At 56.0% G+C, this 26,644-nt stretch carries 23 protein-coding genes; 8 read left to right on the forward strand and 15 right to left on the reverse strand.

Annotation, left to right across the window (positions count from 1 at the left end; all coding sequences use genetic code 11):
- Positions 1–33: 33 nt before the first annotated feature.
- Genes ACR3EH_RS00790 through iscR form a run of 4 tightly spaced genes read right to left on the reverse strand, consistent with a single transcriptional unit; the run spans position 34 to position 3,899 of the window.
- Positions 34–804: an FkbM family methyltransferase gene (locus tag ACR3EH_RS00790; protein ID WP_171183174.1), complete on the reverse strand. Its 771-nt coding sequence runs from the start codon at positions 802–804 to the stop codon at positions 34–36.
- A 2-nt stretch (positions 805–806) separates the two neighbouring features.
- Positions 807–2,327, reverse strand: coding sequence for a Fe-S cluster assembly protein SufB (gene sufB, locus ACR3EH_RS00795; RefSeq protein ID WP_171089979.1), 1,521 nt, complete (start codon positions 2,325–2,327; stop codon positions 807–809).
- Between the two features lie 18 nt (positions 2,328–2,345).
- Complete coding sequence (locus ACR3EH_RS00800) at positions 2,346–3,389, reverse strand: cysteine desulfurase family protein (protein WP_171183171.1); 1,044 nt, start codon at positions 3,387–3,389, stop codon at positions 2,346–2,348.
- Positions 3,390–3,440: 51 nt separating this feature from the next.
- Positions 3,441–3,899 carry a Fe-S cluster assembly transcriptional regulator IscR gene (gene iscR, locus ACR3EH_RS00805; RefSeq protein WP_171089975.1) on the reverse strand — a complete coding sequence of 153 codons (459 nt, stop codon included), beginning with the start codon at positions 3,897–3,899 and terminating at the stop codon, positions 3,441–3,443.
- A 179-nt stretch (positions 3,900–4,078) separates the two neighbouring features.
- Here iscR and ACR3EH_RS00810 point away from each other — a divergent pair, with 179 nt between their 5' ends.
- From ACR3EH_RS00810 to ACR3EH_RS00835, 6 genes are all read left to right on the forward strand, one after another.
- Positions 4,079–4,732, forward strand: a complete 654-nt coding sequence (locus ACR3EH_RS00810) for an alpha/beta hydrolase (RefSeq protein WP_170324952.1) — start codon at positions 4,079–4,081, stop codon at positions 4,730–4,732.
- The gene (locus tag ACR3EH_RS00815) at positions 4,732–4,977 is read left to right on the forward strand and encodes a hypothetical protein (protein ID WP_171089973.1); all 246 of its coding nucleotides are present in this window, start codon (positions 4,732–4,734) and stop codon (positions 4,975–4,977) included. Before ACR3EH_RS00810 ends, ACR3EH_RS00815 begins: the two co-directional genes overlap by 1 nt.
- A complete protein-coding gene (locus ACR3EH_RS00820; protein ID WP_171183169.1) occupies positions 4,974–6,143 on the forward strand; it encodes an HD domain-containing protein in 1,170 nt (389 codons plus the stop codon). The genes ACR3EH_RS00815 and ACR3EH_RS00820 overlap by 4 nt, the downstream gene beginning before the upstream one ends.
- A 363-nt stretch (positions 6,144–6,506) precedes the next feature.
- Positions 6,507–6,842 (forward strand): DMT family transporter, encoded by a 336-nt coding sequence (locus tag ACR3EH_RS00825; RefSeq protein WP_171183167.1) that lies wholly within the window; start codon positions 6,507–6,509, stop codon positions 6,840–6,842.
- A 76-nt stretch (positions 6,843–6,918) separates the two neighbouring features.
- The gene (gene typA / locus ACR3EH_RS00830) at positions 6,919–8,736 is read left to right on the forward strand and encodes a translational GTPase TypA (protein WP_171183165.1); all 1,818 of its coding nucleotides are present in this window, start codon (positions 6,919–6,921) and stop codon (positions 8,734–8,736) included.
- Between the two features lie 465 nt (positions 8,737–9,201).
- The gene (locus ACR3EH_RS00835; protein ID WP_171675551.1) at positions 9,202–9,621 is read left to right on the forward strand and encodes a hypothetical protein; all 420 of its coding nucleotides are present in this window, start codon (positions 9,202–9,204) and stop codon (positions 9,619–9,621) included.
- A 162-nt stretch (positions 9,622–9,783) separates the two neighbouring features.
- Here ACR3EH_RS00835 and ACR3EH_RS00840 read toward each other — a convergent pair whose 3' ends face one another.
- From ACR3EH_RS00840 to recA, 4 genes are all read right to left on the reverse strand, one after another.
- On the reverse strand, positions 9,784–10,407 hold the full coding sequence (locus ACR3EH_RS00840; RefSeq protein ID WP_253746394.1) for a transglutaminase-like cysteine peptidase: 624 nt from the start codon (positions 10,405–10,407) through the stop codon (positions 9,784–9,786).
- Positions 10,408–10,751: 344 nt separating this feature from the next.
- Complete coding sequence (locus ACR3EH_RS00845) at positions 10,752–11,039, reverse strand: DUF1330 domain-containing protein (RefSeq protein ID WP_171089965.1); 288 nt, start codon at positions 11,037–11,039, stop codon at positions 10,752–10,754.
- A gap of 1 nt (position 11,040) precedes the next feature.
- Complete coding sequence (alaS, locus tag ACR3EH_RS00850) at positions 11,041–13,713, reverse strand: alanine--tRNA ligase (RefSeq protein ID WP_171675549.1); 2,673 nt, start codon at positions 13,711–13,713, stop codon at positions 11,041–11,043.
- 177 nt (positions 13,714–13,890) lie between these two features.
- Entirely contained in the window at positions 13,891–14,958 is a 1,068-nt protein-coding gene (recA, locus tag ACR3EH_RS00855; RefSeq protein WP_171183159.1) for a recombinase RecA, read from the reverse strand.
- 192 nt (positions 14,959–15,150) lie between these two features.
- Here recA and ACR3EH_RS00860 point away from each other — a divergent pair, with 192 nt between their 5' ends.
- Complete coding sequence (locus ACR3EH_RS00860; RefSeq protein ID WP_171646934.1) at positions 15,151–15,744, forward strand: sulfotransferase family 2 domain-containing protein; 594 nt, start codon at positions 15,151–15,153, stop codon at positions 15,742–15,744.
- On the opposite strand, the gene ACR3EH_RS00865 is transcribed toward ACR3EH_RS00860, so the two are convergent.
- The 3 genes from ACR3EH_RS00865 to guaB all read right to left on the reverse strand — a co-directional run bounded on the left by ACR3EH_RS00865 (position 15,745) and on the right by guaB (position 20,827).
- Positions 15,745–18,036, reverse strand: a complete 2,292-nt coding sequence (locus ACR3EH_RS00865) for an ATP-binding protein (RefSeq protein ID WP_171646933.1) — start codon at positions 18,034–18,036, stop codon at positions 15,745–15,747. It abuts the gene before it with no gap.
- 110 nt (positions 18,037–18,146) lie between these two features.
- Positions 18,147–19,304, reverse strand: coding sequence for an RsmB/NOP family class I SAM-dependent RNA methyltransferase (locus ACR3EH_RS00870; protein WP_171646932.1), 1,158 nt, complete (start codon positions 19,302–19,304; stop codon positions 18,147–18,149).
- Positions 19,305–19,378: 74 nt separating this feature from the next.
- Positions 19,379–20,827, reverse strand: a complete 1,449-nt coding sequence (gene guaB, locus ACR3EH_RS00875) for an IMP dehydrogenase (RefSeq protein ID WP_171183152.1) — start codon at positions 20,825–20,827, stop codon at positions 19,379–19,381.
- A gap of 206 nt (positions 20,828–21,033) precedes the next feature.
- Between guaB and ACR3EH_RS00880 the strand changes: the two genes are divergently transcribed.
- Positions 21,034–23,082 carry an ASKHA domain-containing protein gene (locus tag ACR3EH_RS00880; protein WP_171183631.1) on the forward strand — a complete coding sequence of 683 codons (2,049 nt, stop codon included), beginning with the start codon at positions 21,034–21,036 and terminating at the stop codon, positions 23,080–23,082.
- Between the two features lie 81 nt (positions 23,083–23,163).
- On the opposite strand, the gene ACR3EH_RS00885 is transcribed toward ACR3EH_RS00880, so the two are convergent.
- Genes ACR3EH_RS00885 through hisD form a run of 4 tightly spaced genes read right to left on the reverse strand, consistent with a single transcriptional unit; the run spans position 23,164 to position 26,639 of the window.
- Entirely contained in the window at positions 23,164–23,577 is a 414-nt protein-coding gene (locus ACR3EH_RS00885) for a universal stress protein (protein ID WP_171646931.1), read from the reverse strand.
- A gap of 23 nt (positions 23,578–23,600) precedes the next feature.
- On the reverse strand, positions 23,601–24,581 hold the full coding sequence (locus ACR3EH_RS00890) for a zinc-dependent alcohol dehydrogenase (RefSeq protein ID WP_171183148.1): 981 nt from the start codon (positions 24,579–24,581) through the stop codon (positions 23,601–23,603).
- Positions 24,578–25,339 (reverse strand): SDR family NAD(P)-dependent oxidoreductase, encoded by a 762-nt coding sequence (locus ACR3EH_RS00895; RefSeq protein WP_171183146.1) that lies wholly within the window; start codon positions 25,337–25,339, stop codon positions 24,578–24,580. The genes ACR3EH_RS00890 and ACR3EH_RS00895 overlap by 4 nt, the downstream gene beginning before the upstream one ends.
- Complete coding sequence (hisD, locus tag ACR3EH_RS00900) at positions 25,332–26,639, reverse strand: histidinol dehydrogenase (protein ID WP_171183144.1); 1,308 nt, start codon at positions 26,637–26,639, stop codon at positions 25,332–25,334. Before hisD ends, ACR3EH_RS00895 begins: the two co-directional genes overlap by 8 nt.
- Positions 26,640–26,644: the final 5 nt, after the last annotated feature.

A 26,644-nucleotide genomic window follows, 5' to 3' on the forward strand; every position in this document is an offset into this window, starting at 1 on the left:
TTATCTCTATTCGCGCGTCATCTTGCGCGGGTGTCAATTCGATTTGAACGTTTCGGCTTTTTCGGCCGGAACGATCAGGAAGTTTTCATTGTCGCGGTCTTGCCCAAAGCTCCGAAGAGTTTCGTAGTTTTGCTCTGACATCCATTTCTGAAAGAACGCGCGGTTTTTGTGATCGACCTCGACAAATATGATGGGGCGCGTTGCGGCCACCGTGCGGGACAACCCGGCCAACACGTCCAGTTCCATACCCTCAACGTCGATCTTGATCAGATCCGGTGACATACCTTCCAACAGCGTATCCCCGGCCTCTACCCGCAGATTTCCAGATCCCGGTGTCAATTGCGTGCCGCCTAGATTGCCCGCCTCTGGCTTGAGATCAAAGCCAGAAGCAGCCTCGCGCCCTGCTCCTACACCCAGTCTCGAGCTGTCAACAACGTCTTCCAGGCTGTTAAGCTTGATGTTGCGTTTCAAGATGGCGATAGCGTCTGGGTTAACTTCGATTACGCGGACGATCTTGGTTGCGCAAACGCGCCCCCAATACACCGCATGGTTACCGATATTTGCTCCAATATCAGCGATTTGCGCGTTTTTCGGCAGGTAACGCGATATGTCTTGGAGCAGGCCCAGCTCGTACACGTCACCCCAAAAATGGCGTCCTTGGATCACGTCACGTGGATTGGACACTTCAAACAGCAGAAATTGACCGCCGGCATCGCAATACCGCACGAAAGGGCCACATAGGCTGACAAATACTTTGGCAACCGTGCGGTCAACAAACCGTTTGATCTTGGAACGCGGGCGCATAGTTAGCCGACGCTCCCCTCAAGCGAGATTGCCACCAGTTGTTGCGCTTCCATGGCAAATTCCATCGGCAGCGCTTGCAGTACGTCCTTGCAGAACCCGTTCACAACCAGCGCCACGGCCTCTTCCTCGTCCATGCCGCGCTGACGGCAGTAGAACAGTTGATCGTCATCCACTTTAGATGTCGTCGCCTCGTGCTCAACACGGGACGAATTGTTCTTGACCTCGATATACGGAACCGTATGTGCCCCGCATTTGTCTCCGATCAACAGAGAGTCACACTGCGTATAGTTCCGGCTGTCTTTGGCTTTCGGATGCATCGAAACCAGACCACGATAAGTGTTCTGCGCCTTACCTGCGCTGATGCCTTTGGACACGATGCGGGATTTGGTGTTTTTGCCCAGATGAACCATCTTGGTGCCGGTATCGGCCTGCTGATAGTTGTTGGCAATCGCAATCGAGTAGAACTCGCCCTGACTTTCGTTGCCGCGCAGGATGCAGGACGGGTACTTCCAGGTTACGGCCGAGCCGGTTTCTACCTGCGTCCACATCACTTTGGACCGATCACCTCGGCAATCGGCGCGTTTGGTCACAAAGTTATAGATGCCGCCCTTGCCGTTCTCATCCCCAGGGAACCAGTTCTGAACGGTCGAATACTTCACCTCGGCGTCTTCTTCGACGATGATCTCGACAACAGCCGCGTGCAGCTGGGCCGTATCACGCTGAGGTGCGGTGCAGCCTTCCAGATAAGAGACGTACGAGCCCTTGTCGGCGATGATCAGCGTGCGTTCGAACTGGCCGGTGTTTTCGGCGTTGATGCGGAAATAGGTGCTCAGCTCCATTGGGCAACGAACACCCGGCGGGATGTACACAAACGACCCGTCCGAGAAGACGGCTGAGTTCAGCGTCGCATAGAAGTTGTCCGAAACAGGAACAACAGTGCCAAGGTATTTCTTGACCAGTTCAGGGTGTTCTTTGATCGCTTCTGAAATCGAACAGAAGATCACGCCAGCCTTTTTCAACTCGGCTTGAAAGGTTGTACCCACGGAAACCGAGTCGAACACAGCGTCCACAGCAACTTTACGGCCTTCGGCTGGTGCATCTTCAGCGCCCTCTACTCCAGCCAGAATCATCTGTTCTTTCAGTGGGATACCCAGCTTCTCGTAGGTAGCAAGCAGCTTGGGATCGACCTCATCCAGCGACTTTGGCTTTTCTTCCATCGATTTCGGACGCGCATAGTAATACTGGTCCTGGAAATCGATTTCAGGGTAGTTGACCATCGCCCATTTGGGCTCTTCCATCTTGGTCCAGCGTTCAAATGCGGCCAGACGCCATTCGGTCATCCATTCCGGCTCATCATTCTTATCCGAGATCAGACGGACGATATCCGGGTTCACGCCTTTTGGCGCGTACTCCATCTCAATGTCCGTGTCCCAGCCGTACTTATAGGTGCCGACCTCGCGTACCGCATCCACGGTTTCCTGATCGACACCCTCTTTCACCTGGGTCTGGTCCAAAGCGGCCATAACTTACCCTCCGTCAGATCACGCAGCCCGCGCGCGATGCTTTTTCTCTTTCTCAAGCCACGTTTCGGCGAAACGCAGCACATCTTCTTTCGTTGTCCGAGGGCCCAGCGAAACGCGAATTGCGCTGCTGGCTGTCACCTCGTCGTATCCCATTGCGGTGAGCACCGCGCTGGCACGAACCTTGCCGCTGGAACAGGCAGAGCCCGCACTGACCGCAAAACCCGACAGATCCATCTGCATGACCTGGGTCTCACCTTTCCAACCGGGGGCGGCAAAACACAGGGTGTTGGGCAGGCGTTGCCGCCCTTTCCCGACAAAAATAGGTGATTTTACAGCAGCCTCAAGAGCGTTTTCTAGAATATTTCTAAATTCTTCAACCTGCTCCCAAACACCACTGGCCAGGTCCCGTGCTGCCGCCTCAGCTGCGGCACCGAAACCCACGATTCCAATGACATTTTCCGTTCCAGATCGACGACCCATTTCCTGACCACCGCCCTTGATCTGAGCTGGCAGATCAGTTCCGCGTTTCATAACAACCGCGCCAACACCCTTGGGGCCGCCCAGTTTATGCGCCGACACCAGGGCCATCTGGGCATACATCCAGTTGAACGCAATCGGAAGCTTCCCAAAGGCCTGTGTGGCATCTGTCACGGCCAATCCGGGCGGCAAGGACTGAACGATTCCGGTCTCGGAATTTGCCAGTTGAAGGGTCGAGGCTTCGGGTTCTGTTACCAATACCTCGCCAGCTTCAGAAACGCAGAGGTCTTCTTTGATCCAAGCCCTTACGGCATCATGTTCGACTGCGGCACCATGCAGGTGACGCCCAGCCAAAGTAAGAGATGCGCCTTCGGTGGAGCCAGAGGTGAAAACGATGTCCGCGCCATCCGCACCAAAGGCGGCTGCAACCTGTGCCCGTGCTCGTTCGACAAGTGCCTTTGCGGCACGGCCCTCGGCATGGACAGAAGACGGATTTCCGCAGACTTCCATCGCGGCAATCATCGCCTCTCGTGCCTCAGGGCGCAGAGGTGTCGTTGCGTTATGATCCAGATAAACACGATTCATGGATGCATCTTTTTGCCAACAAATTTCATATGCCTGTGTCGCCTCTTTGGATTACTCGTCCACCACCGAGAACAAGCTCGGCACTGCGGGGCATGGGGCCAAGTCGTTTTTAATTACGTCAGACAGGCGCGTCTGATGCAAAAACACATAGACATGCGCACTTAGACTTTCCCAAAGACGGTTGGTCAGCGATTGCGCGCGGCTGCCGGAAGACGCACCCGAAGCTCCGGCCCCTTTTTGCAAGGCATCAACAGTCTCATCCACGGCGGCCAGAATTTCGACCACGCGAATTTCAGACGCCGGGCGCGCAAGGCGATATCCGCCACCCGGTCCGCGCACCGATGAAACCAGCTCGGCCCGGCGCAGCTTTACAAAAAGCTGCTCCAGATACGGTAGCGACACATCTTGGCGTTCTGAGATTTCTCCAAGCGTCACAAGCCGGTCGCTTGGTTGCAGCGCAATATCCGCCAAGGCAACCATCGCGTATCGCCCTTTGGTCGACAGCTTCATCTTTTGCCCCCTCTTTGCAGGAATTGCGCGAAATCATTGACGGCGACGCTGCCAGTGCGTATCTCCGACTGACAGCGCTGACGCGCAGTGAAATGTAATTAGAACCGTTCTAAGGTGTCCGACGATTATCGTCAAGTATATCCGGGCACCCGCACGAAAAAGACAGGACCAAAGCACACATGCCCGAGGTGATTTTTCCCGGACCCGAAGGCCGCCTGGAAGGCCGCTACCACCCGCAAAAGGAAAAAGACGCACCGATCGCAATCGTGCTTCACCCGCATCCTCAATTTGGCGGGACCATGAACAACAAGGTGGTCTATAACCTGCACTATGCCTTCTACAACATGGGCTTCACCGTGTTGCGCTTTAACTTCCGCGGCGTTGGCCGCAGTCAGGGCGAGTATGATCAGGGTGTAGGTGAGCTGAGCGATGCGGCTTCGGCACTGGATTATCTGCAATCCATGAACAACAATTCGAAACACTGCTGGGTTGCAGGGTTTTCATTTGGGGCATGGATCGGAATGCAGTTGCTGATGCGCCGGCCTGAAATCACCGGGTTCATCAGCGTGTCGCCACCGGCCAATATGTACGACTTTTCATTCCTGGCGCCCTGCCCCTCATCCGGCCTGATCATCAACGGATCCGCCGACCGTGTGGCTCCTCCGGCAGACACCACGTCACTGGTGAATAAACTACATGAGCAAAAGGGCATCACGATCACTCATAACGAGGTTGAAGGCGCAGATCACTTCTTCCAGGATCGCCACATGGACACGTTGATTACCGATGTCAGCGACTATGTGAAACGCCGCCTGACTGAGAACACCCGCTGATGTCCGACACCATCACAACTCTTGCGGCCAAACTGGCCGAAGATACGATGAAGGTTATGGACGAAACCGGGGAAGACCGTTTCTTTGTCGAAGTCGGCGAAGTGCTGGGGGCGGCCTCGCAGTCTTTGGAAGAGGCATTTCTGACCGAAATCCGCGTGCGCCTGGCCGAGCGTAAGGCCAGACAGTTTGTCATCAGACGTCTGGCTGCACACCGCTCCAAACAAAAAGCGATAGAAAAGCAATGAATGATCGTTTGTCGGCCCAGATCGAGTTTCTGAAACGGGCCGACATGTTGAAGACGGTCGAGCGCGCAAACGTCCTGCTCGACCAGTCCCGACCCGAAAACTCTGCCGAACACAGCTGGCATCTGGCATTGTGGGCCATGGTGATGGCCCCTCTGGCCGGGCCAGATGTGTCGATTGATCGGGTTATCCGAATGTTGCTGTTGCATGATTTGGTTGAGATCGTCGTAGGCGACCATCCAATCCATTTGGAAACCGACTGGGATGAGCTGGCGAACGCAGAACAAAATGCAGCGTCACATCTGTTTGGTCTGCTACCGGAAGATCAGGCGCAGTTCTTTTTGTCCTTGTGGCAAGAGTTCGAAGCAGACCAGACACCAGATGCGCAGTTTGCAAAAGTTCTGGATCGCTGCCAGCCGCTGTTTCAGGTGCTGTGCGCGTCTGATCCCAGGCCAGACCATGTGGATATCGCCCGTGCCAATCTGGATGGGGGCCGAGCGGCCTATCTGTCGCAGGTCTTTCCACTGGCCTTCCGCCACGCAAGCGACCTGCTGAACAGGTCTGCGCCTCAGGACAATGCCTTTACAAGGCGGCTCGACTTTCTGACCGAAGCAGATCAGTTGAAATCGGTGATACGCGCCTCGCGCCTAATGGCTTCGGATCGGTTAGAGAACTCGGCAGAGCATTCCTGGCATATCATGCTTTACGCCTGGGTTTTGTCAGAACACGCGCACTCCGAAATTCGTGTGGATCGGGTGCTTCAGATGCTTCTTCTGCACGATATCGTCGAAATCGATGCCGGAGATCACCCTATTCACGGTCAGGTCAACCACGCCGAGCAGGAGGCAAAGGAACAAGCGGCAGCTCAAAGGTTGTTTGGTCTTTTGCCAGATGCGCAGCAGGTATTTTTCGCGGACTTGTGGCGGGAGTTTGAAGCTTGCGAGAGTGCAGACGCTCGATTTGCAAAATCAGTCGACCGGTTTCAGACACCGATTGCCAACCTGGAAAACGGTGGCGGTTCATGGATCGAATACAACGTAACTTTTGCCCAACTCGAAGCACGTGTGGGACCGGCGATCAGAAATGGGGCACCAGATCTTTGGAAATGGCTGCACCCCATGCTCGTCGGATTTTTCGATAACCGCGAAACTACGCTACTGGACGCGTGACAGAAAAAAAGGAGCCCAAAGGCTCCTTTTTCCCTTTCAAGTTCCGAGTGGCTTTAAAACACACGACTACTATCGAACTGTTGAACCACAATGGCTGCCTCATTTTCGACGGACCCCCCGTCAGCAAGCCACCCAACTGCCACTATCAGACCAGAAACCAAAATGACCGACTTTGCGAATGTCGTCATCGAACAATACTCTTTAACAAATCATAAAATATGAGCCAAACCTTACACTTATTCTAACCTGAGAATAGTCAGGTATACCTGACCTAACGGAAATTTTAGTTTGAGACTTGTCTTGCTTATCGCGCGTGTTCCGTGTTCAAGGCGCACAAACCCTATAGCTCTGCGAGAGACCATAATGCCTCAAGCCTATCTGTTTCTGTTACTCGCCGTGATGGCGGAAACCATCGGCACAACCGCATTGCAGGCCAGCCAGCAATTCACCCGGTTTTGGCCGTCCGTTCTTGTTATTTTGGGGTACGGGGTCGCCTTCTATCTTCTGGCGCTGACCCTCAAAACCATGCCTGTGGGCATCGTTTATGCAATTTGGTCTGGGCTGGGAATCTTTCTGATCGCGATCATCGGGTTCTTGGTGTTTGGTCAAAAGCTGGACTGGCCTGCGGTGCTTGGGCTGAGCATGATTCTGGCTGGAATTCTGATCATTCACCTGTTTTCGAAGACTGCAGGCCACTGATCCACGGTTAGGGCTGGTATATTTTGCCGCGCCGCGTTATGCGCGCGGCAACTTCCCGTTCAAAGGCTGACCTCTCATGGACCTGCGCAATATCGCAATCATCGCTCACGTGGACCACGGTAAAACGACCCTGGTGGATGAGCTGCTCAAACAATCCGGTGCGTTCCGGGAAAATCAGGCTGTGGCGGAACGTGCCATGGACAGCAATGATCTGGAACGTGAACGCGGCATTACCATTCTGGCCAAAGCCACCTCGGTCGAATGGAAAGACACCCGCATTAACATCGTCGACACCCCCGGCCACGCCGATTTCGGTGGCGAGGTTGAGCGGATCCTCAGCATGGTTGACGGTGTTGTCTTGCTGGTCGACGCCGCAGAAGGTCCTATGCCGCAGACCAAGTTTGTGACCTCCAAAGCGTTGGCACTTGGCTTGCGTCCAATCGTGGTTCTGAACAAGGTCGACAAACCCGATGCTGAACCTGATCGTGCGCTGGACGAGTGTTTTGATCTGTTCGCCAACCTTGGGGCTGATGATGATCAGCTGGATTTCCCAGCTATGTACGCCTCAGGCCGTTCTGGTTGGGCGGACATGGAGCTGGACGGCCCTCGCAAGGACCTAAGCGCCCTGTTCGATCTGATCGTCGATCACGTCCCTGCCCCCAAGCAGACCGGCCACAAGGAAGAGCCCTTCCGCATGTTGGCCACCACGCTCGGCAGCGATCCGTTTATCGGTCGTATTCTGACGGGTCGCGTGGAAAGCGGCACATTGAAAGCAGGCGATAGCCTGAAAGCGCTCAGCCGTGATGGCACGCTGATCGAGAACTTCCGCGCCTCGAAAATCCTGGCGTTCCGTGGCCTGGCGCAACAACCCATCGATGTCGCCGAAGCCGGGGACATTGTGACCATCGCTGGAATGAGCAAGGCTACTGTGGCAGATTCCCTGGTCTCGCCACAGGTTGAAGAGGCCCTGCCCGCGCAGCCCATCGACCCGCCAACCATCACCGTGACTTTCGGCATCAACGATTCTCCCCTGGCGGGTCGCGACGGCAAAAAGGTTCAGTCCCGCGTCATCCGAGATCGCCTGATGAAAGAAGCCGAATCGAACGTTGCGATCCGCATCACCGACACCCCTGGCGGCGAAGCTTTCGAAGTCGCTGGCCGTGGCGAATTGCAGATGGGTGTTCTGATCGAGAACATGCGCCGCGAAGGTTTCGAGCTCAGCATCTCCCGACCGCAGGTTCTGTTCCGCGAGGAAAACGGTCAACGGTTGGAGCCCGTGGAAGAAGTCACCATCGACGTGGATGACGAATATTCTGGCGCAGTGATCGAGAAGATTACCGGCGCGCGTAAAGGCGAGTTGGTCGAGATGCGCCCGGCTGGCGCTGGCAAGACCCGCATCATCGCTCACGTCCCTTCACGTGGCCTGATCGGCTATCATGGTGAGTTCTTGACGGATACACGCGGCACTGGTGTTCTGAACCGCGTGTTCCACGACTGGGCGCCTCACAAAGGCCAGATCCCCGGCCGTCGCGCGGGCGTTTTGATCTCGATGGAGAACGGACAAGCCGTTGCTTATGCGCTGTGGAACCTGGAAGAGCGCGGCCGCATGTTTGTCGGTCCGCAAACCGATGTCTATCAGGGCATGGTGATCGGAGAGCATTCACGCGACAACGATCTGGAGGTCAATCCGCTGAAAGGCAAGAAACTGACCAACGTGCGTGCAAGTGGTTCAGACGATGCGGTTCGTCTTACACCCCACGTTCAGTTCTCGTTGGAAGAGGCCATTGCCTATATCGACGACGACGAACTTGTCGAAGTGACACCTAACGCAGTTCGTCTGCGCAAGCGTTATCTGGACCCACATGAACGCAAGCGGATGGCAAAATCGGCCTGAACAACCTGCACTTGTGACCGGTTCAATGGGAAACAATGGCATAACTGTGGCATTTTTGCTTCCACTTGATCAAAAAACGATTTTCGAAAGGCCGGGCATAACGCCCGGCTTTTTCTTGAAAAGATAGAATATTCTTCCAGGGGTTGTATTAATTTTGAACCTTTCGCCCTGCCCACATCTTGCGATTAAGTCGAACAAAAGGTGTAAATGTGCCCGAAGTGTGACGTCGTTCACTCACACAAAAGTTTAAATGGTGCATAGAGATGCACGTGTAAGGTACCGAGTTCCGAGGAGTTAATGATGGTTTTTCGTTCCCTTAAGTTACCAGTCTTTTTTGCCGTAACGGCAGTTTTCGTTTTGCCTGTGACCGATGCGTTTGCAAGCGGAACGTGTACCGTGAAAACAGCCCGTCAATCCGCGGGGTCGCCGTCAGTCTTGTGCGAATGTGATGCTGTGACCACTGGAATGTTGCGGTATATTCAGCGCCGTGCGGACTTCGATGAGATCGTGGCCCGTCTGGGCGCCGAATGCTCTCCGCTTGCGGATCTGCTGACAGACCTTCCAACGGCATCAGTTGGATCGTCGGACACACGAGCGGGCGATGGACCGGCAAATGAAGGCTCCGGAACCGACGGCTTTGGCGGATTTGGTGACACACCCGACAGTGATGGCCCACAAGGTGATCCCGGTCCGCAGGGTAATCCTGGTCCACAAGGTGATCCAGGCCCACAAAGTGATCCCGGTCCGCAAAACGATCCCGACCCACAAGGTGACCCTGATCCACAAGGAGATCCCGATCCACAGGGCGATCCGGATCCGCAGGACGATCCCGAACCACACGATCCGGATTATGATTATCCGGGTGACGGAATTGGTCTTCGGTAAATCAGACGAAATAAAGTACTTTCAAAGGTCGCCGCAACACTCGGCGACCTTTCTTAAGTGAAGTTATTGTTTAACGGATTTCGATCATTTGAAACCAATTTAACTATAGACGCTGTTGCCAAAGGCCGACCAGCTTCCATGTCGGTTCCTGTAAAATTAGCTCTAACTCTTACCGTAGACACCAACCCATCTTTGCGGTTGGTTAGGATCCTGCATGCGGAGAAAAAGATACCGCGTTGCTTTCCAAGGTTTGATGCGATTGGTCAAATTGTCCAAAACTAAATCACCGTTGGCCGAACGGTATATAAGGACCGCATGAGGGGTTCGGCGTGTATCCAGAACGGTGGCAATCAGCAATTTGTTCGGATCCACCCCCGCATTTATCAAATCCCGCTTCTTGAGCAGTGCAAAGTCTTCGCAATCGCCACCTCTGGTCGTTGGCAATGCCCACAACTCTCTTGTTTTGTACTGAGACTGATCAGTAACTTCTCGGGTCGAGGCGTTCACACGTCGGTTCACCTGCTTCACAATCTGCATTTCCAACTGACTGGAAAGTGCCGCCGATCGTTTTGCTGTGCACGCCCACCGATACTGGCTGCAAAGATTTCTTGCCCCGCTTGGTGGAGGCGAGGACGCGACGGCGGGAATAAAGCGACCTTCAGATGCTTGGGCATCTGTTGTCCCAAAAGGCGATGCAAGGAACATGGCGCTTAGACCAACAGCACATACAGCAGAGGTCAAAGCCTTTGCAAGCCGGTGGTTGGTTGATTTGATCACTGATGTCATGCCCATTCCCCGAGACAGTATCGTTACAACGACTGCCGATACCCAAGGACCATATTCCACTTTTTGAAACTATCCTTTAACGATCCTCAGTCGCAATCATTGAGAACGTGCAAATGAAAAAGGGCGAAAATTCGTTCCATAATTTGACAATTTCGAGCAGGAATTGTCAAAGGGCCGCCATAGTTTAGCAGAGCCATCAACGAGAATGCGTAAAGAATTCTCCATAAGAAATTGTAATATCAACAAAAAAAAGCAGCCTGCCAAAGCAGGCTGTTTTTCTGACACGCGCGTCATGTGTAAGCTGAAAACCGCAGAACTCAGCCAAACGGTCTACGGGAACACACCTATTCGGTGATTTCCACCACAACCAACTCTCTTTCGCTGGCATTGCGGGCGTGATTCAGCGCCTGCTGATACTCATCGGAATTGTAGCATTCGACTGCTGATTCTAACGAAGGGAACCGGGCAACCACATTGCGCGGACGCTCCTTGCCTTCCAACTGAACGTATCGCGCGGCCCGAGCGATAAACTCACCACCATGTTTGGCAATGGCTGGACCGGCCAGCTCGGCGTACTTCCCATAAGCCTCGGCATCCGTGACCGTGACATGTGCAATCCAGAGTGCAGCCATCTTATCCTCCCAATACCTGCTCTGCGGCTTTGATCGCGGCATCTGCGTTCGAAGCGTCTTTGCCGCCGCCCTGGGCCATATCAGGTCGGCCTCCGCCGCCCTTGCCACCCAGCTCAACAACCGCTGCCTTGACCAGATCCACCGCCGAAACGGTTCCGGTCAGGTCGTCGGTCACACCGGCTGCGACCGCAGCCTTACCGCCCGTATCTGCGATGAGCAGTACGGCACCTGTTCCTAGACGGGCTTTATGTTCGTCGATCAGCGCCGGAAGGTCTTTACCCGACACACCGCTCAGGGCTTGTGCCAGGAACTTGACGCCGTTGACTTCGCGCGCTTCGCTTCCGCCACCCTGCCCGGCGCCACCTGCCATTGCCAAATCGCGACGCAGCTGAGCGACTTCGTTTTGCAACGATTTGCGTTCATCCAGCAGGCTCTTTACCCGCGCGACAACGTCGTCCGGTTGCGCTTTCAGTTCCAGTGCAACCTGCGCAAGTCGGTGATCCTGAGCCGAAAGGTAACGGTTCGCCTCATCCCCGGTCAACGCCTCGATCCGGCGCACACCGGCGCTGCTGGCGCTGTCGCCCAGTACCACAAACGTGCCGATATCCCCTGTCTGGCGCACATGCGTACCGCCGCACAGTTCGATCGACCAAGTTTCGCCATCCTGTCCCTTGCCAGTTGGCGCCTTACCCATCGAGACAACACGCACTTCGTCGCCGTATTTCTCGCCAAACAACGCTTGGGCTCCAAGCTCACGCGCATCGTCAGGGGTCATAATCCGGGTTTCAACGGTCGAGTTCTGGCGAATGAAGCTGTTCACCTCGCGCTCGACCTTTTGGATTTCCTCAAGGCTCAGCGCTTTGGAATGGCTGAAATCAAACCGCAGACGATCTGCTGCATTCAGCGAGCCACGCTGCGCCACGTGATCCCCCAATGCTTCCCGCAGTGCTTCGTGTAGCAGGTGCGTGGCCGAATGGTTGGCGCGAATGGCAGTACGGCGGGCGTGATCCACCTCAAGCTCGACCGCGTCGCCTTTGGACAGCTTGCCGTTTTCGACCGTTACCTTATGTGCATAGACTTTGCCGTCGGCGAGTTTCCGGGTGTCCTCCACCCGGCTGAGGTCATCGCGGTCTTCGACTCGGCGCAGTTCACCCGTATCGCCAATCTGACCACCGGCCTCGCCATAAAACGGGGTCTGGTTCACGACAACCCAACCGCTGCCCCCTGCTTCGATGGCATCGACCAAAGCGCCATCTACGACCAGCGCGGCAACTTGCGCTTCGGCCTTCTCTGTCTCATACCCAAGGAAATCCGTCGCACCGGCTGAGTCCAGCACGTCAAACCACACCGCCTGATCCGCAGCTTCGCCAGACCCGGCCCAGGCCGCCCGCGCCTTGGCTTTCTGTTCGGCCATTGCAGAATCAAACCCGTCGGTATCGACGGCACGACCCTTCTCGCGCAGCGCATCCTGCGTCAGGTCCAATGGGAAACCATAGGTGTCATAGAGTTTGAAAGCCGCCGCCCCTTGTAAAGGCGCGCCTTCGGCTAGCCCTGCAACCTCGTCATCCAACAGCTTCAAACCGCGATCCAGTGTTTGCTTGAACTTGGTTTCCTCAAGCAACAGCGTCTCTTCGATTAAGGGCTGGGCCTGGGTCAACTCCGAGTAATGCCCTCCCATGAGCTGCACCAACGACGGCACGAGGCGATGCATGACAGGATCCTTGGCCCCCAACAGGTGCGCATGGCGCATGGCGCGGCGCATGATCCGGCGCAGAACATAACCGCGCCCATCATTGCTGGGCATGACCCCATCGGCAATCAGGAACGAGGTGGAACGAAGGTGGTCAGCAATCACGCGGTGATGCACATTCTGGTCACCATAGGGATCCACGCCGGTCGCATCTGCAGACGCCTCGATCAGAGTTTTGAACAGGTCAGTGTCATAGTTGTCATGGCTGCCCTGCAGCAATGCGCCGATCCGTTCCAGTCCCATACCAGTGTCGATGGACTGCATGTCCAGTTCGACCATCGAGCCGTCTTCGAACTGCTCGTTTTGCATGAAGACGACGTTCCAGATTTCGATAAAACGGTCGCCATCTTCTTCGGCCGATCCCGGAGGGCCACCCCAGATGTGATCGCCATGGTCATAGAAGATCTCGGTGCATGGTCCGCAGGGTCCGGTCGGGCCCATCTGCCAGAAATTATCATTGGTCGCGATCCGGATGATGCGATCTTCGGGCACGCCAACCTTTTTCCAGATCTCAAACGCCTCGTCATCGGTGTGATAGACCGTGGTCAACAGGCGGTTCTTGTCGATGCCGAATTCCTTGGTAATCAGGTTCCAAGCGAACGGGATAGCGTCATGCTTAAAGTAATCCCCGAATGAAAAGTTGCCCAACATCTCGAAAAACGTGTGGTGACGCGCGGTATAGCCCACATTGTCGAGGTCGTTATGTTTGCCACCGGCCCGTACACATTTCTGTGCCGTCGTGGCACGTGTATAGTCGCGGGTTTCCAGACCGGTGAACAGGTTCTTGAACTGAACCATGCCCGAGTTCACGAACATCAGCGTTGGGTCGTTACGCGGCACCAGCGGGCTGGATGCCACAACCTCATGCCCCTGTTTTTCAAAGTAGTTCAGAAAGGTCGATCGGATGTCGTTCAGGGTTGGCATAGGGCTCTCTCGGCGCACATAAATCTTGGTCACCGCAGGTTTATCCCTCTGTCAGAAAAGTGTCCACAGCAGAGGTGCGCCAGAATGCAGCAAGGCGGCCCGATGGACCGCCTTGTTTCGTTCTTGCCTACTTTCGTTTGGAAATAACCGGACTTCCAGTTTTCCAATCAGCGATCGTCACGCTTCAAGGATATCATCATCCTCGACAGCACCCGGTGGCATATCGAAATCCAGCCCATGTGCAGCGCGGATCTTGTCTTCAATGTCCAAGGCGATCCGGCTGTTGTCACGCAAATATTGCTTGGCGTTCTCACGCCCCTGCCCGATCCGTTCGTCGCCATAGCTGAACCAAGACCCCGATTTCTCGACCACGCCAGCTTTAACACCCAGATCCAGTAGCTCACCCATTTTCGAGATACCTTCGCCGTACATGATGTCGAATTCGACCTGCTTGAACGGAGGAGCAACTTTGTTCTTCACGACCTTGACGCGTGTTTGGTTGCCGACAACCTCGTCCCGGTCCTTGATCGCACCGATGCGGCGGATATCTAGACGCACAGAGCTGTAGAACTTCAACGCGTTACCACCGGTGGTGGTTTCCGGGCTGCCGAACATCACACCGATTTTCATCCGAATCTGGTTGATAAAGATCACCATACAATTCGAACGGCTGATCGAACCGGTCAGTTTCCGCATTGCCTGACTCATCAGACGGGCCTGAACGCCAACATTGCTGTCGCCCATGTCGCCTTCAAGCTCGGATTTCGGTGTCAGCGCCGCCACCGAGTCGACAACGACCATGTTGACCGCACCCGACCGCACCAGCGTATCGGTGATTTCCAGAGCTTGTTCACCCGTGTCCGGCTGCGAAATCAGCAGCTCATCCAAATCAACGCCCAGTTTGCGGGCATATTGCGGGTCCAACGCGTGCTCAGCATCAACAAAGGCACAAACACCACCGCGTTTTTGTTGTTCGGCAATACAATGCAGTGTCAGCGTCGTTTTACCCGAACTTTCCGGGCCGTAGATTTCAACAATCCGCCCCATCGGCAGGCCGCCGATTCCCAGCGCGATGTCCAAACCCAGCGAGCCGGTTGAGCTTGCTTCGATATCCTGCGTGGCACCTTCGCCCAGCTTCATGATCGAGCCTTTACCGAATTGCCGTTCGATCTGGGCCAGTGCGCTGTCGAGCGCCTTTTGCTTGTCTGCGTTTTTCTTGTCGCTCATTGTCAGAAGATCCGCCATTGTCCTGTCGCCTTCCCTTTTGTCACACCCTTGATCGGGCGGCAATCGCTGCTTTGTTCGCCTCTTGTTCCTTATGGGACCAAAAAGAGAACATTTCAACTAAAACTTACAGAACTCACTCTTCTGCAATTGTGTTAAAGAGTCGTTTACGACAATCTGTGCAAGCAATCAGGACAAGGCGGAACGCGGTACATGCTTGTTTTCTTTGAAGAACGTCTGGCTTTTCTTGCCGTTCCCAAGACTGGCAGCACGGCTTATCATACGGCCTTGCGTGATCGAGCTGATCTTGTGGTCACTCATCCACCAGAACTGAAACACGCGCCGGTGCGCCGGTTTGACCGCTTTTTTCAAAACATGTTTTTGAAAATGTACGACACGGAAATGGAAATCATGGCTGTTGTACGTGAACCCATCGACTGGCTGGGCAGTTGGTATCGGTTTCGCAGTCGCGAAGACCTGATTGGTCACCCTCATTCCACCCGCGACATGAGTTTTGACAAGTTTGTGCAAGCCTATATGCAAAACCAACGCCCTGAGTTTGCCGATGTTGGAAGCCAAAGTCAGTTTTTCCGCACCCGAAGCAATGGGCGTGGAGCGACACATGTCTTCAAATATGAAAACCAGACTGGGATTTTGGACTTTTTGCAAACGCGGCTGAACATGGACATCGTCTTGCCACGTGAAAACGTGTCACCTGCAGGAGATCTGAGCCTTTCGCCGAGTACTGAACGACAATTCCGCAATTCACATGCAGCGGAGTTTGCCATTCATAACGCGGCGCTTTGATCAGTTCATTTGCTGAAAAACAGCCTCGGTCAACTGATTGAGTGAGAAAGGTTTGGGCAAGAACGTTGAGTTTGAAATGCCCGGCCCGGACTCGCCGAATGCGCCCTCGGTATATCCTGATACAAAGACAACGCGCGCGTCCGGGCGCGTTTCCCGCGCTTTGCGGACCCAGGTAGGCCCGTCCATTCCCGGCATGACCACATCCGTCACAAAGACATCCACGTTCAACGACGCGTCCTCGAGAAGTTTCAGCGCCTCTTCGGCCGAATCCGCTTCGAGAACGGTATAACCTTTCAATCGCAGCGCGCGGGTGGCAAAGGCGCGAACCGGTGCCTCGTCTTCGACCAGCAGCACCACCCCTTCGCCTTGCCGTGCGCTTTGCGCGTCAGGTTTTGCCGGGTTTGTGATCTCGGTTTTTTCATCAGTCGCGCACACCGGCAAAAAGACTGTGAACTCTGTACCGCGCCCGACAACACTATCGACGAAGATGAACCCGCCTGTTTGTTTCACAATGCCATAGACGGTCGAAAGACCAAGTCCAGTACCCTCACCTGTTCGTTTTGTTGTATAAAACGGCTCAAAAACCTTTTGCAGCTTGTCGGCTGGAATACCTGTCCCGCTGTCCACCACCTTGACCGTGACGTATTCGCCAGGTTGAACTGTCGCCCGATCTCGGCTGAACGGTTGGGACAATCGCATAACTTCGGTTTCGATACGAATCTCTCCGCCGTCAGGCATTGCGTCTCGGGCGTTGACGACAAGGTTCATCAGAACCTGTTCCAATTGTCGTTTGTCTGCCCGCACCGGTTTGAGAACCGGGTCATGACTGAGCGTCAATTGCACCTTTTCACCCACCAAACGGTTTAGCAGGTGAATAAGGTCCGAAATCGTGTCGCGCAGATCCAACACTTCGGGTCTGAGCGTTTGTTTTCGCGAGAACGCCAGAAGCTGACTGACCAGGGCCGCGGCACGGTTGGCGTTTTGGTTGATCTGAACAAGATCCCCAAAATCCGGATCGTTCTGGTCGTGCCGCAACAACAACAAATCGCAGTGACCGGAAATCGCTGTTAGCAGATTGTTGAAATCATGCGCGACGCCTCCGGCCAATTGCCCCACGGCTTGCATTTTCTGACCCTGAACAAATTGCGCCTCCAGCGTTTTCAGCTCAGTCGCGTCGTTCAGGACTGCAATCAGCCCCACCTTGCCGTCGATGACAACTTTGCTCAATGTGACTTGAACAAAAATTTCTTTGTCGTCTCGGCTAAGCTGCAGAAACTCTGACCGAGGTACATCATCTTCCGAAGCGACCCCTGCAAGCCAATCCCGAAGCGGAACCCGCAGCCCTCGCATGATGTCGTCGATACAGGTTCCCTTTAGGCTGTCTTTCCCCAACAACTTTATCGCCAGCCTGTTCGTGTCGAGGATTGTGCCGTCCGACGAAAGGGTCAGGATTGGAATCGGAAGATCCTCGAAAGACGCACCGGCACCTTGTGTTGTGGACGTGCCGACAGGGATCAGGCCCAAATGTTGTTTCGACCCCGTGGTCGACAAATTAGCGACGGCGGCTGAGACCAGACCGTCACGGGCGTTCACCAAATTTGTGGCCCCAATTACCGGTGCACCGTCAAGAAAGACGTCCTGAACACGTTTCACGTCAGAACCAAGCATCTTTTCGGCAGCGGAATTGGCATGCTGGATTTCGCCTTTATGCCCAACGGAAAGAACCGGGATGGCCAAGTCACGGCTGTTTGCCCCCTCGCCCTCTTCAAAGCGCCAACAAAACAACTCGGTGTCCAGCCGAGACACGGTGAGGGATAACATGTTCGCGCTGTTGGGAAACTCATCATAGGCACGGCCATGCGATTGTGCCTGAGATTGCAACCGAAGCAAAACGGCCTGAGGGTTCGAAAAGGTCGATCGCAAGCATAAACTCAGGGACTTACCAGTTTCGGCCCCAAACCGTTTTTGTGCGTGTATGTTCGCGACCAGAATATCGCCAAACCTGTCGGCCACCAGAAAGGGGGCAACCTCCAGTTCCGCAAATGCCCTCATCAGGGCTGCACTGCGCTGTGCGGATCGGATGGCCAATCGCCCCTTTATCGTGACGCAAAGCACCGCAAATAAAAGGGAAACACCGGCCACTGTAAGGCCAGAACTCCACTCCGGCGGCAACAGACCTGTGATTGGCGCTAAGGCGATCAAAAGAGCCAAGCTCAGAAGCGATCCTACGCGCGTCGCTGAAGGCAGTTGGGTGTAAGAGAGGTCGCGTACAGAAAATGCAGTGTCAGACATAAACGGCTCAAACGCAAAAAGGTGTCGGAAGTAACATCCAAAATGGTTAATGCCCGCTTAACTAAAGAATGCGGGAAATTATCTACCTTAGGTTGTTATTTGCCGGAGCCTTATCTCGTCAAGTGTGCCGTGAAAAACCCGTCTGACCCGTGTGCGACTTGCCATGATTTGCGAAATGTCTCGGCCCATTCCGGGTTTCGCGCCAAAAAGGAATCAACGATTGAGCCGTTTTCGTCAGTCAGAACCGAGCAGGTCGCATAGGCGAACACACCGCCCTTTCGAACTAAAGCGGTCGTATTCTGTAAAATTCCGGATTGGATTTGCGTGAGATCTTGCAAGCGCTCTTCGGTCAAAGCCCACTTTCCCGCAGGTGCGCGCCGCCACGACCCGCTTCCAGAACACGGAGCATCCGCAAGTACGATGTCAAAGGGCTTTTGTGCGTCTAGATCCTTTGACGTCAGAATCTTCACGCGGGCCCCGGCGCGTTTTGCGCGCGCAGGAAGATCCCGCATCCGGGCTGCATTCACGTCATGGGCAAAGACTTCAACACCTTTAAACGCAGCCAAGGCCAGCGATTTGCCACCGCCCCCTGCGCAGTAGTCAAGGACACGCATGCCCGGCTGAAGCTCTAGCGCCGAAACAACCGCCTGACTGGCAGCGTCCTGCAATTCGACCAACCCGTCCTGATAGGCGCGGCCCTGTGCAATCTTACGCGCGCCTTCGGTCACTTCCAAAGCTGTCGTGCAAAACGCGTGAGGTTGTGCAATAACACCGTCGGCCTGCAGTGCGGCTATCGCAGACGCCGCATCAGCTTTGAGCAAGTTCACCCTTAAATGCACCGGAGCGCGTGATTGCAGCGCCTCGGCCACGGCCGGAGTCTCAGATCCCAACGAAGCCGAAAACCGGGGCCAAAGCCATTCGGGAATATCAAATCGTTCGGCGTCTGACCGAAAGGCCCGTGAGGTCTCTGACGGCTGCACGGGATCAGGCGCATGTCTGTCGCCTGTGAATATGGCTGCTGTGTCCCCACCTTGCGCCCGGATCGCTCCGATCATCAATCCGCGTCCGCTGTGGCTGCTGCCAAGCGCTGCAAAGGATCGCTGGCAGCGCAGTGCATCAAACACATGATCCCGTACCGCTGCGCGATCTTTTGATCCTGCAAAGCGGCTGCGACGTGCCCATCCGGTCAACGCCTTTTCAACGGGCGCTCCGGTCAAAATCTCGTCCAAGATTTCAATCGCGGCCTGAACACGAGCTGCCGGGGTCATGTCGACCTCCCTAAGGTGTGGGTGAACGCAAAACGGCGCCCGTGTCTGGGCGCCGCATGCAACAGGTCAGCAGATCACATCACCCGGTAATTGGGGCTTTCGCGGGTGATCTGAACGTCATGCACGTGGCTTTCCTTCAGACCGGCACCGGTGATTTTAACAAAGCTGCAATTTTTGCGCATCTCTTCAACGGTCGCACATCCAGTATAGCCCATTGCGGCACGCAGGCCGCCCACAAGCTGGTGGATCACAGCACTGGCGGAGCCTTTGTAAGGTACCTGCCCTTCGATACCTTCAGGCACCAGCTTGTCATTGGCAGCGTCCTTCTGGAAATACCGGTCCGCCGATCCACGCGCCATGGCACCCAGGCTTCCCATCCCGCGATAGGATTTGAACGAGCGGCCCTGATACAGGATCACTTCGCCCGGGCTTTCATCGGTGCCTGCGATCATCGAACCGACCATGGCACAAGAGGCACCTGCAGCAATCGCCTTGGCAAAATCGCCCGAGAATTTGATGCCTCCGTCAGCGATGACGGGCACGTCACCTGCGGCTGCCGAACAATCACTGATCGCGGTCAGCTGCGGTACGCCAACGCCCGCCACCATTCGCGTGGTGCAGATCGACCCCGGACCGATACCAACCTTGATGGCGTCAGCCCCCGCATCAATCAATGCTTTGGTCGCTTCACCCGTGGCCACGTTTCCTGCGATGATCTGAACTTCATTGGATAGCGTCTTAACGCGCTTTACCGCGTCCAACACGCCTTGCGAATGGCCATGAGCAGTGTCGACCACAATGATGTCCACACCCGAATCCACCAGTTGTTCCGAGCGCTCAAACCCTGCGTCCCCGACCGACGTGGCGGCAGCCACGCGCAGACGGCCCAGCCGATCTTTGCAAGCTGTAGGGTTCAAGACGGCTTGTTCAGTGTCTTTCAAAGTTAAAAGCCCGGTCAGTTTCCCCTGAGCGTCTACCACAAGCAGCTTTTCGATGCGTCGGGCCCGCATCAGGCTTTTGGCTTCTTCCAGATCTGCGGGTTCTTGCAGCATGGCCAGATTGTCAGCCGTCATCATCGCCTTGATCGGAGTATCGTCCGAAGTGGCAAACCGCATATCCCGGTTTGTCACGATGCCCACAACGCGGCCTTCCGCATCCACGACAGGGAAACCGGTGAAGTTGTAGCGTTCCACCAGGGCCTGTGCATCTGCCAGCGTCTGGTCCGCGCGCAACGTGACAGGGTTATAAACGATACCCGATTCAAACCGCTTGACCCGGCGCACTTCGCGGGCTTGCTCTTCGACCGAAAGGTTCTTGTGAATGACCCCGATGCCACCGGCTTGAGCCATTGCAATCGCCATGCGCGCCTCGGTCACGGTGTCCATGGCCGAGCTCAGCAGCGGTATGTTCATGGTGATTTCACGCGTCACGCGTGTGGTGGTATCTGCTGTCGCCGGAAGCACTGAAGATGCGCCCGGAACCAGAAGAACGTCGTCAAAGGTGAGTGCCTCACGAATCTGCATCTGAAAACCCCATGCAAAAGCCCGTTTGACGGCGACCCTATCGCATGGATTGAACCAAAGGGAAAGCCCCCCAAAGCAACTCAGGGCAATGGCGGTACAGAAAACGCCGCAAGCTGAGCAAATCGTGCCGCTGATAGCCCTTTCCCTTTGCGCTCAACATCATATCTTGCGCCCAATACGCGCGAATATGAAAAGGTATGTCTCTGATGACCACCGACCCACTTGTCGTCTTTACGCCCTCTGGCAAACGCGGACACTTCCCTGTTGGAACTCCGATTCTAACTGCGGCCCGTCAGTTGGGCGTCGATCTGGATTCGGTCTGCGGCGGGCGTGGAATCTGCTCCAAATGTCAGATCACACCCAGCTACGGCGAGTTTCCCAAGCACGGCGTCACCGTATCCGAAAACGCGCTGAGCGAATGGAACGCGGTTGAACAGCGCTATGACGACAAGCGAGGCTTGAAACCGGGCCGTCGTCTGGGATGTCAGGCGTCCGTGCAAGGTGATGTCGTGATCGATGTCCCACCCGAAAGCCAGGTGCACCGTCAGGTCGTGCGTAAGGCGGCCGCGGCCCGCGCCATCACCATGGACCCGGCCACCCGCCTGTACTTCGTGGTCGTCGAAGAACCCGACATGCATTCGCCCACGGGCGATCTTGAGCGTCTGGAACGCGCCCTGCGCGAGCAGTGGAAGATCGAAGCTGTCACAGCCGATCTGTCGCTTTTGTCCAAGCTGCAGCCGGTTCTGCGCAAGGGCAAGTGGGAGGCCACGGTGGCCGTTCACAAGGGCCACAACGACAGCGTTGCCCGCATTGTCGAAATCTGGCCGGGCCTGCATGAAGGCGGGCTTTATGGCTTGGCAATCGACCTCGGCTCGACCACCATCGCAGCCCACCTGACCGACCTGGAAACGGGTGAGGTCAAGGCGTCCTCGGGTCTGATGAACCCGCAAATTCGCTTTGGCGAAGATCTGATGAGCCGCGTTTCATATTCAATGATGAATCCGGGTGGTGATCAGGAAATGACCAAAGCCGTGCGCGAGGCGATCAACGATCTGACCACCTCAATTGCCGAAGAGGCCAAGATCGACGCCGCACTGATCGTGGAAACCGTATTTGTTTGTAACCCGGTCATGCACCACTTGCTGTTGGGTCTGGATCCGGTTGAGCTGGGGCAAGCGCCTTTTGCGCTGGCCACATCGGAAAGCATGTCCCTGCCCGCGCGCGAGATGGATCTGACGACCATGAACCCGCGCGCACAGATCTACATCCTTCCTTGCATTGCGGGCCATGTGGGCGCGGACTGCGCAGCCGTGGCGCTGTCGGAGGAACCGGGCAAATCCGAAGATCTGGTCTTGATCGTGGACGTAGGCACCAACGCGGAAATCCTGTTGGGCAACACCAGCCGCGTTCTAGCCTGTTCTTCGCCAACCGGACCTGCGTTTGAGGGTGCTCAGATCAGCTCGGGGCAGCGCGCGGCCCCCGGCGCAATCGAGCGGATTGAGATCGACCCTGTTACCAAAGAACCACGTTTCCGCGTGATCGGGTCCGAAAAGTGGTCGGATGAGGACGGGTTTGACCAAGATATAGCAACCACTGGCATCACAGGCATCTGTGGTTCCGGCATCATCGAGGCCGTTGCTGAAATGCGTATCGCCGGCTTGCTGGATGAAAGCGGATTGATTGGTTCGGCCGAGCAGACCGGTACAGCACGCTGTGTCCCCGAAGGACGAACCCATGCCTATCTGATCCACGACGCCAGCGCCGAAGGTGGCCCGCGCATCACCGTCACCCAAGGCGACATTCGCGCCATCCAGCTGGCAAAATCGGCGCTTTATGCCGGTGCGCGCCTGTTGATGGATGAGATGGATGTCGACCGTGTCGATCGTGTGGTTCTGGCCGGTGCGTTCGGGGCGCATATCTCGACCAAGCATGCGATGGTTCTGGGGATGATCCCGGATGCGCCGCTGGACAAGGTCACTAGCGCGGGCAACGCCGCAGGAACCGGTGCACGTATTGCACTGTGCAATATCGCAGCACGGACTGAGATTGAACGCGTCGTACGCGAGATCACGAAAATTGAAACCGCTATCGAACCAAAGTTCCAGGATCACTTCGTCGCGGCCAACGCGATTCCACACAAAACTGATCCATTCCCGGAACTGGCGCAGGTTGTCACGTTGCCCCACCCAAGCTTCAACACAGGCGGTGCCGACGCCGAAGCCGGTGGCGGCCGTCGCCGTCGGCGTCGCGGATAATCATACATTGGAACGACCGGCACTTGGTTGCCGGTCGTTCCTTGCAGAAACTCCAAGTTCAATGGCCGTCAATGCCAGGAATCAAGTCAGACCGCGGTGCACATGCACGGCGCACGGCGCGTGACGAACAACGCGCGAAGCTGTCGATCCCAGGAAATAGTCGCTCAACCCCGGTTGGTGAGAACCAATGACGATACAATCGATGCTCCTGCTTGTGGCATAATCAATGATCGTCCGGGCAGTGTGGCCTTTGACGATTTCGGGTGTCACACCTTCAAGGCCCTCAACCTTTTCCAACAGTTTCAGTCGCGCACGGTCAAACCCTTCTGCGACAACGGATTTATCCAGGTAGGCACTGACAGATCCCTGTGGCATTTCGTAAACGTGCAATGCGATTATGTCGGCCCCGTTTTCCGACAATGCGCGTGCAACTTCCAGCGTGTGCTGCGATATGCCGTGATCCAATGCCATAGGGACAAGAACTTTTTTATACATCGAGGCCTCCAAATCTGGCGGGACTATGCCCAGGGTCTCAGGATAATCTTAGGGGCTGCCACAGCACCAGAGCGGATATCGCGAAATGCCTGCGCCCCTTCAGCCAGGGCGCGTTCCTCGGCCCAGTCCAACGCGCCCAGCCGTCCGTCAAAGATCGCTTCCGCCGTCTCGCGGAAGTCTTGAGCGGTATACGTGTATGTCCCGATAAAGGTTATTTCCTGCAACGTCATGCGGCGCACGTCCAGACCGCCGGTGTCTTCGCCAAGACCTACATGCGCGATCACGCCGCCGGGGTCCGCGACGGCTGATGCGACGGATCGTGTTGCCGCATAACCCACAGCGTCGATAACGAGCGGGAAGTTTCCAATCGCAGCGTCCCCGATTTTAAAGTCCTCAACCTGCTGCAGAAAAGTCCGGCGTAAGGCGTTGGGTTCTGCAATTGTGACATCTTCGACCTCCATCGCACGCAAGGCCAATGCGGCGGCAAGCCCGATCGCGCCGCCGCCAATGACCAGAGCGCGACGGGGCATCGCCGGGTGCAACGCTTCCAGCGCCAACCGCGCTGCATGCCAACTGACAGCCAGTGGTTCGGCCAACGCGGCCTTCGCAAACGAGATATGATCCGGTACGACAACCAGATTTCTGTCCGGCATCGAGACAAACTGGGCAAAGGCCCCTTCGCGTGGTGGCATTGAAATGATCTGACGATCCGGGCACAGATTTTCACGACCTGCTACGCAGGCTGGACATTGACCGCAGCTCACCAGCGGATTGATCGTCACGCGATCTCCTGCGCGAAGACCTTCGACAATCACCCCGGCGGCCTCATGCCCAAGGATCAAAGGGGCCGGTCGCCGCGCATCATGGCCGAGATACGCGTGCATGTCTGATCCACAGATGCCTACGGCTTCAATTCGGATCAGGTGTTCAGATGCAGCGGGCACTGCATTCGGCACATCGCCGAACTCCATCTGTTCCACACCTTTGTAAACCAGTGCTTTCATTTGGCTGTGAACCCCCCATCCACCATCAAAACCTGTCCGGTCACATAGTCCGAGGCCCGTGAACACAGGAAAAGAATCGGGCCGTCGATATCCTGCATCCGACCATTGCGCCCAATGCAGGTTTGCACCGCATTTCGCTCCGCACGATCTGGGTCATCAAACACGGCCTGCGTCAGCTCCGTGGGAAAGAACCCTGGTCCGATGGCATTTGCTGTAATGCCAAAGGGCGACCATGCCTCGGCCATCGCGCGGGTCAATTGCCCGATCCCCGCCTTCGTTGCGCCATAGGCGATACCACCGGGAAACGCGCGCGTTGTTTGCAGCGAAGCAAAATTGACAATGCGCCCCCACCCCTTGTCTTTCATCGCAGGCACCATGGCCTGACTTAGAAAAAACGGTGCGCTGAGGTTCACTGCCAGCGTGGCGTCCCACCCTTCTGGTGTCACATCATCGGCGGCCTCACGCGTGTTTAGCCCAGCCGCATGAACCAGAATGTCGGGCGCGCCGAACTTGGCGCTGACGGCTTCCGCCACGCGAACAATTCCGTCACGATCAGCAACGTCGGCTTCCACTGAAGCGGACCGAGATCCAATCTCGGCTTGCATCTGCGCCAACGCATCTTGGCGCCGCGCCACGCCAACAACCTGCGCACCTGCGGCTGCAAGCGCGCGTGCCACTTGCCGCCCCAGCCCCGAACTTGCGCCGGTGACACAAGCCACCTTACCCGTCAGGTCAAACAAAGCGCGCGGATCATCCATCAGCGGTCAGATCAAACTGCTCATCCGGGAAATACTTGGCCAAACGCACATCTGCGGCGCGTGCATGTCCTTCCATCCCTTCCAGCCGCGAAATCCGCGCAGTTGCAACGGCAATGGGCTTGGACCCCTCCCGCGTTGCCCGCTGCCAGGTCACGATCTTCATGTATTTGTGGACGCTCAGACCGCCGGTATAACTGGCCGCGCCAGAGGTCGGCAGTACGTGATTGGTTCCCGTGGCTTTGTCGCCGTAGGATACAGTGGTTTCCTCACCCAAAAACAGCGAACCATAACAAGTCAGCCGGTCCAACCACCAATCCAGATCCTCGGCCTGCACGGTCAGATGTTCGGGGGCGTATTCATCGGAACACGCAGCCATGTCTTCGCGATTATCGCAGACGATGACTTCGGCATAGTCCCTCCACGCGGCTGCAGCGTTTTCCTTGTTCAAATCAGGCAAGTCGTCGATCAACTGCGGCACCAGCTCCATGACTTTCTGAGCCAACGCACGATCATCCGTCACCAGCCAAACCGGAGAGTTATACCCGTGTTCGGCCTGACTGACCAAGTCGGTGGCAACCACATGTGCATCTGCGCTGCTATCGGCCAGGATCAGGGAGTCAGTTGGTCCCGCAATCATATCGATACCGACCTTGCCGTAGAGAATGCGCTTGGCCTCGGCCACGAACTGGTTGCCAGGCCCAACAAGGATGTTTGCACGCGGCAAACCAAACAGGCCGTAGGTCATCGCCGCCACACCCTGCACACCGCCCATCGCCAGAATGCTGTCCGCTCCGCAGATATGGGCCGCATAAACAATCGCAGGCGCAACCCCTTCGCCCGGACGAGGTGGAGAGCACGCTGTGATGTGGCGGCATCCGGCGACCTTGGCTGTGGTCACAGTCATGATCGCACTGGCGATATGGCTGTAGCGTCCACCGGGCACATAGCACCCTGCCGCATCGACGGGGATGGCCTTTTGCCCTGCGACAACACCGGGCACAATCTCGGTCTGAACGTCCGACACGGTGGCCTTTTGCGTTTCGGCAAAGCGACGCACATTGTCATGAGCAAAGCGGATATCAGCCTTCAACTTTTCGGGCACCAGCGCAATGGCCGCGTCGATCTCGTCCTGAGTCATCAGGACATTTCCCTCGAACTTGTCGAACTTGGCGGCGTATTCCAGGGCCTTAGCGTCACCTCCTGCCTCGATATCAGACAGGATTGTCTTGACCGTATCATGCACCTCGGTCGCATGAGACTGCGCCGTAAGGGTCGCCTTTTTCAGATAGTCACGGGGCATGTTCA

It is taken from the genome of Ruegeria sp. BG7, from assembly GCF_056535685.1.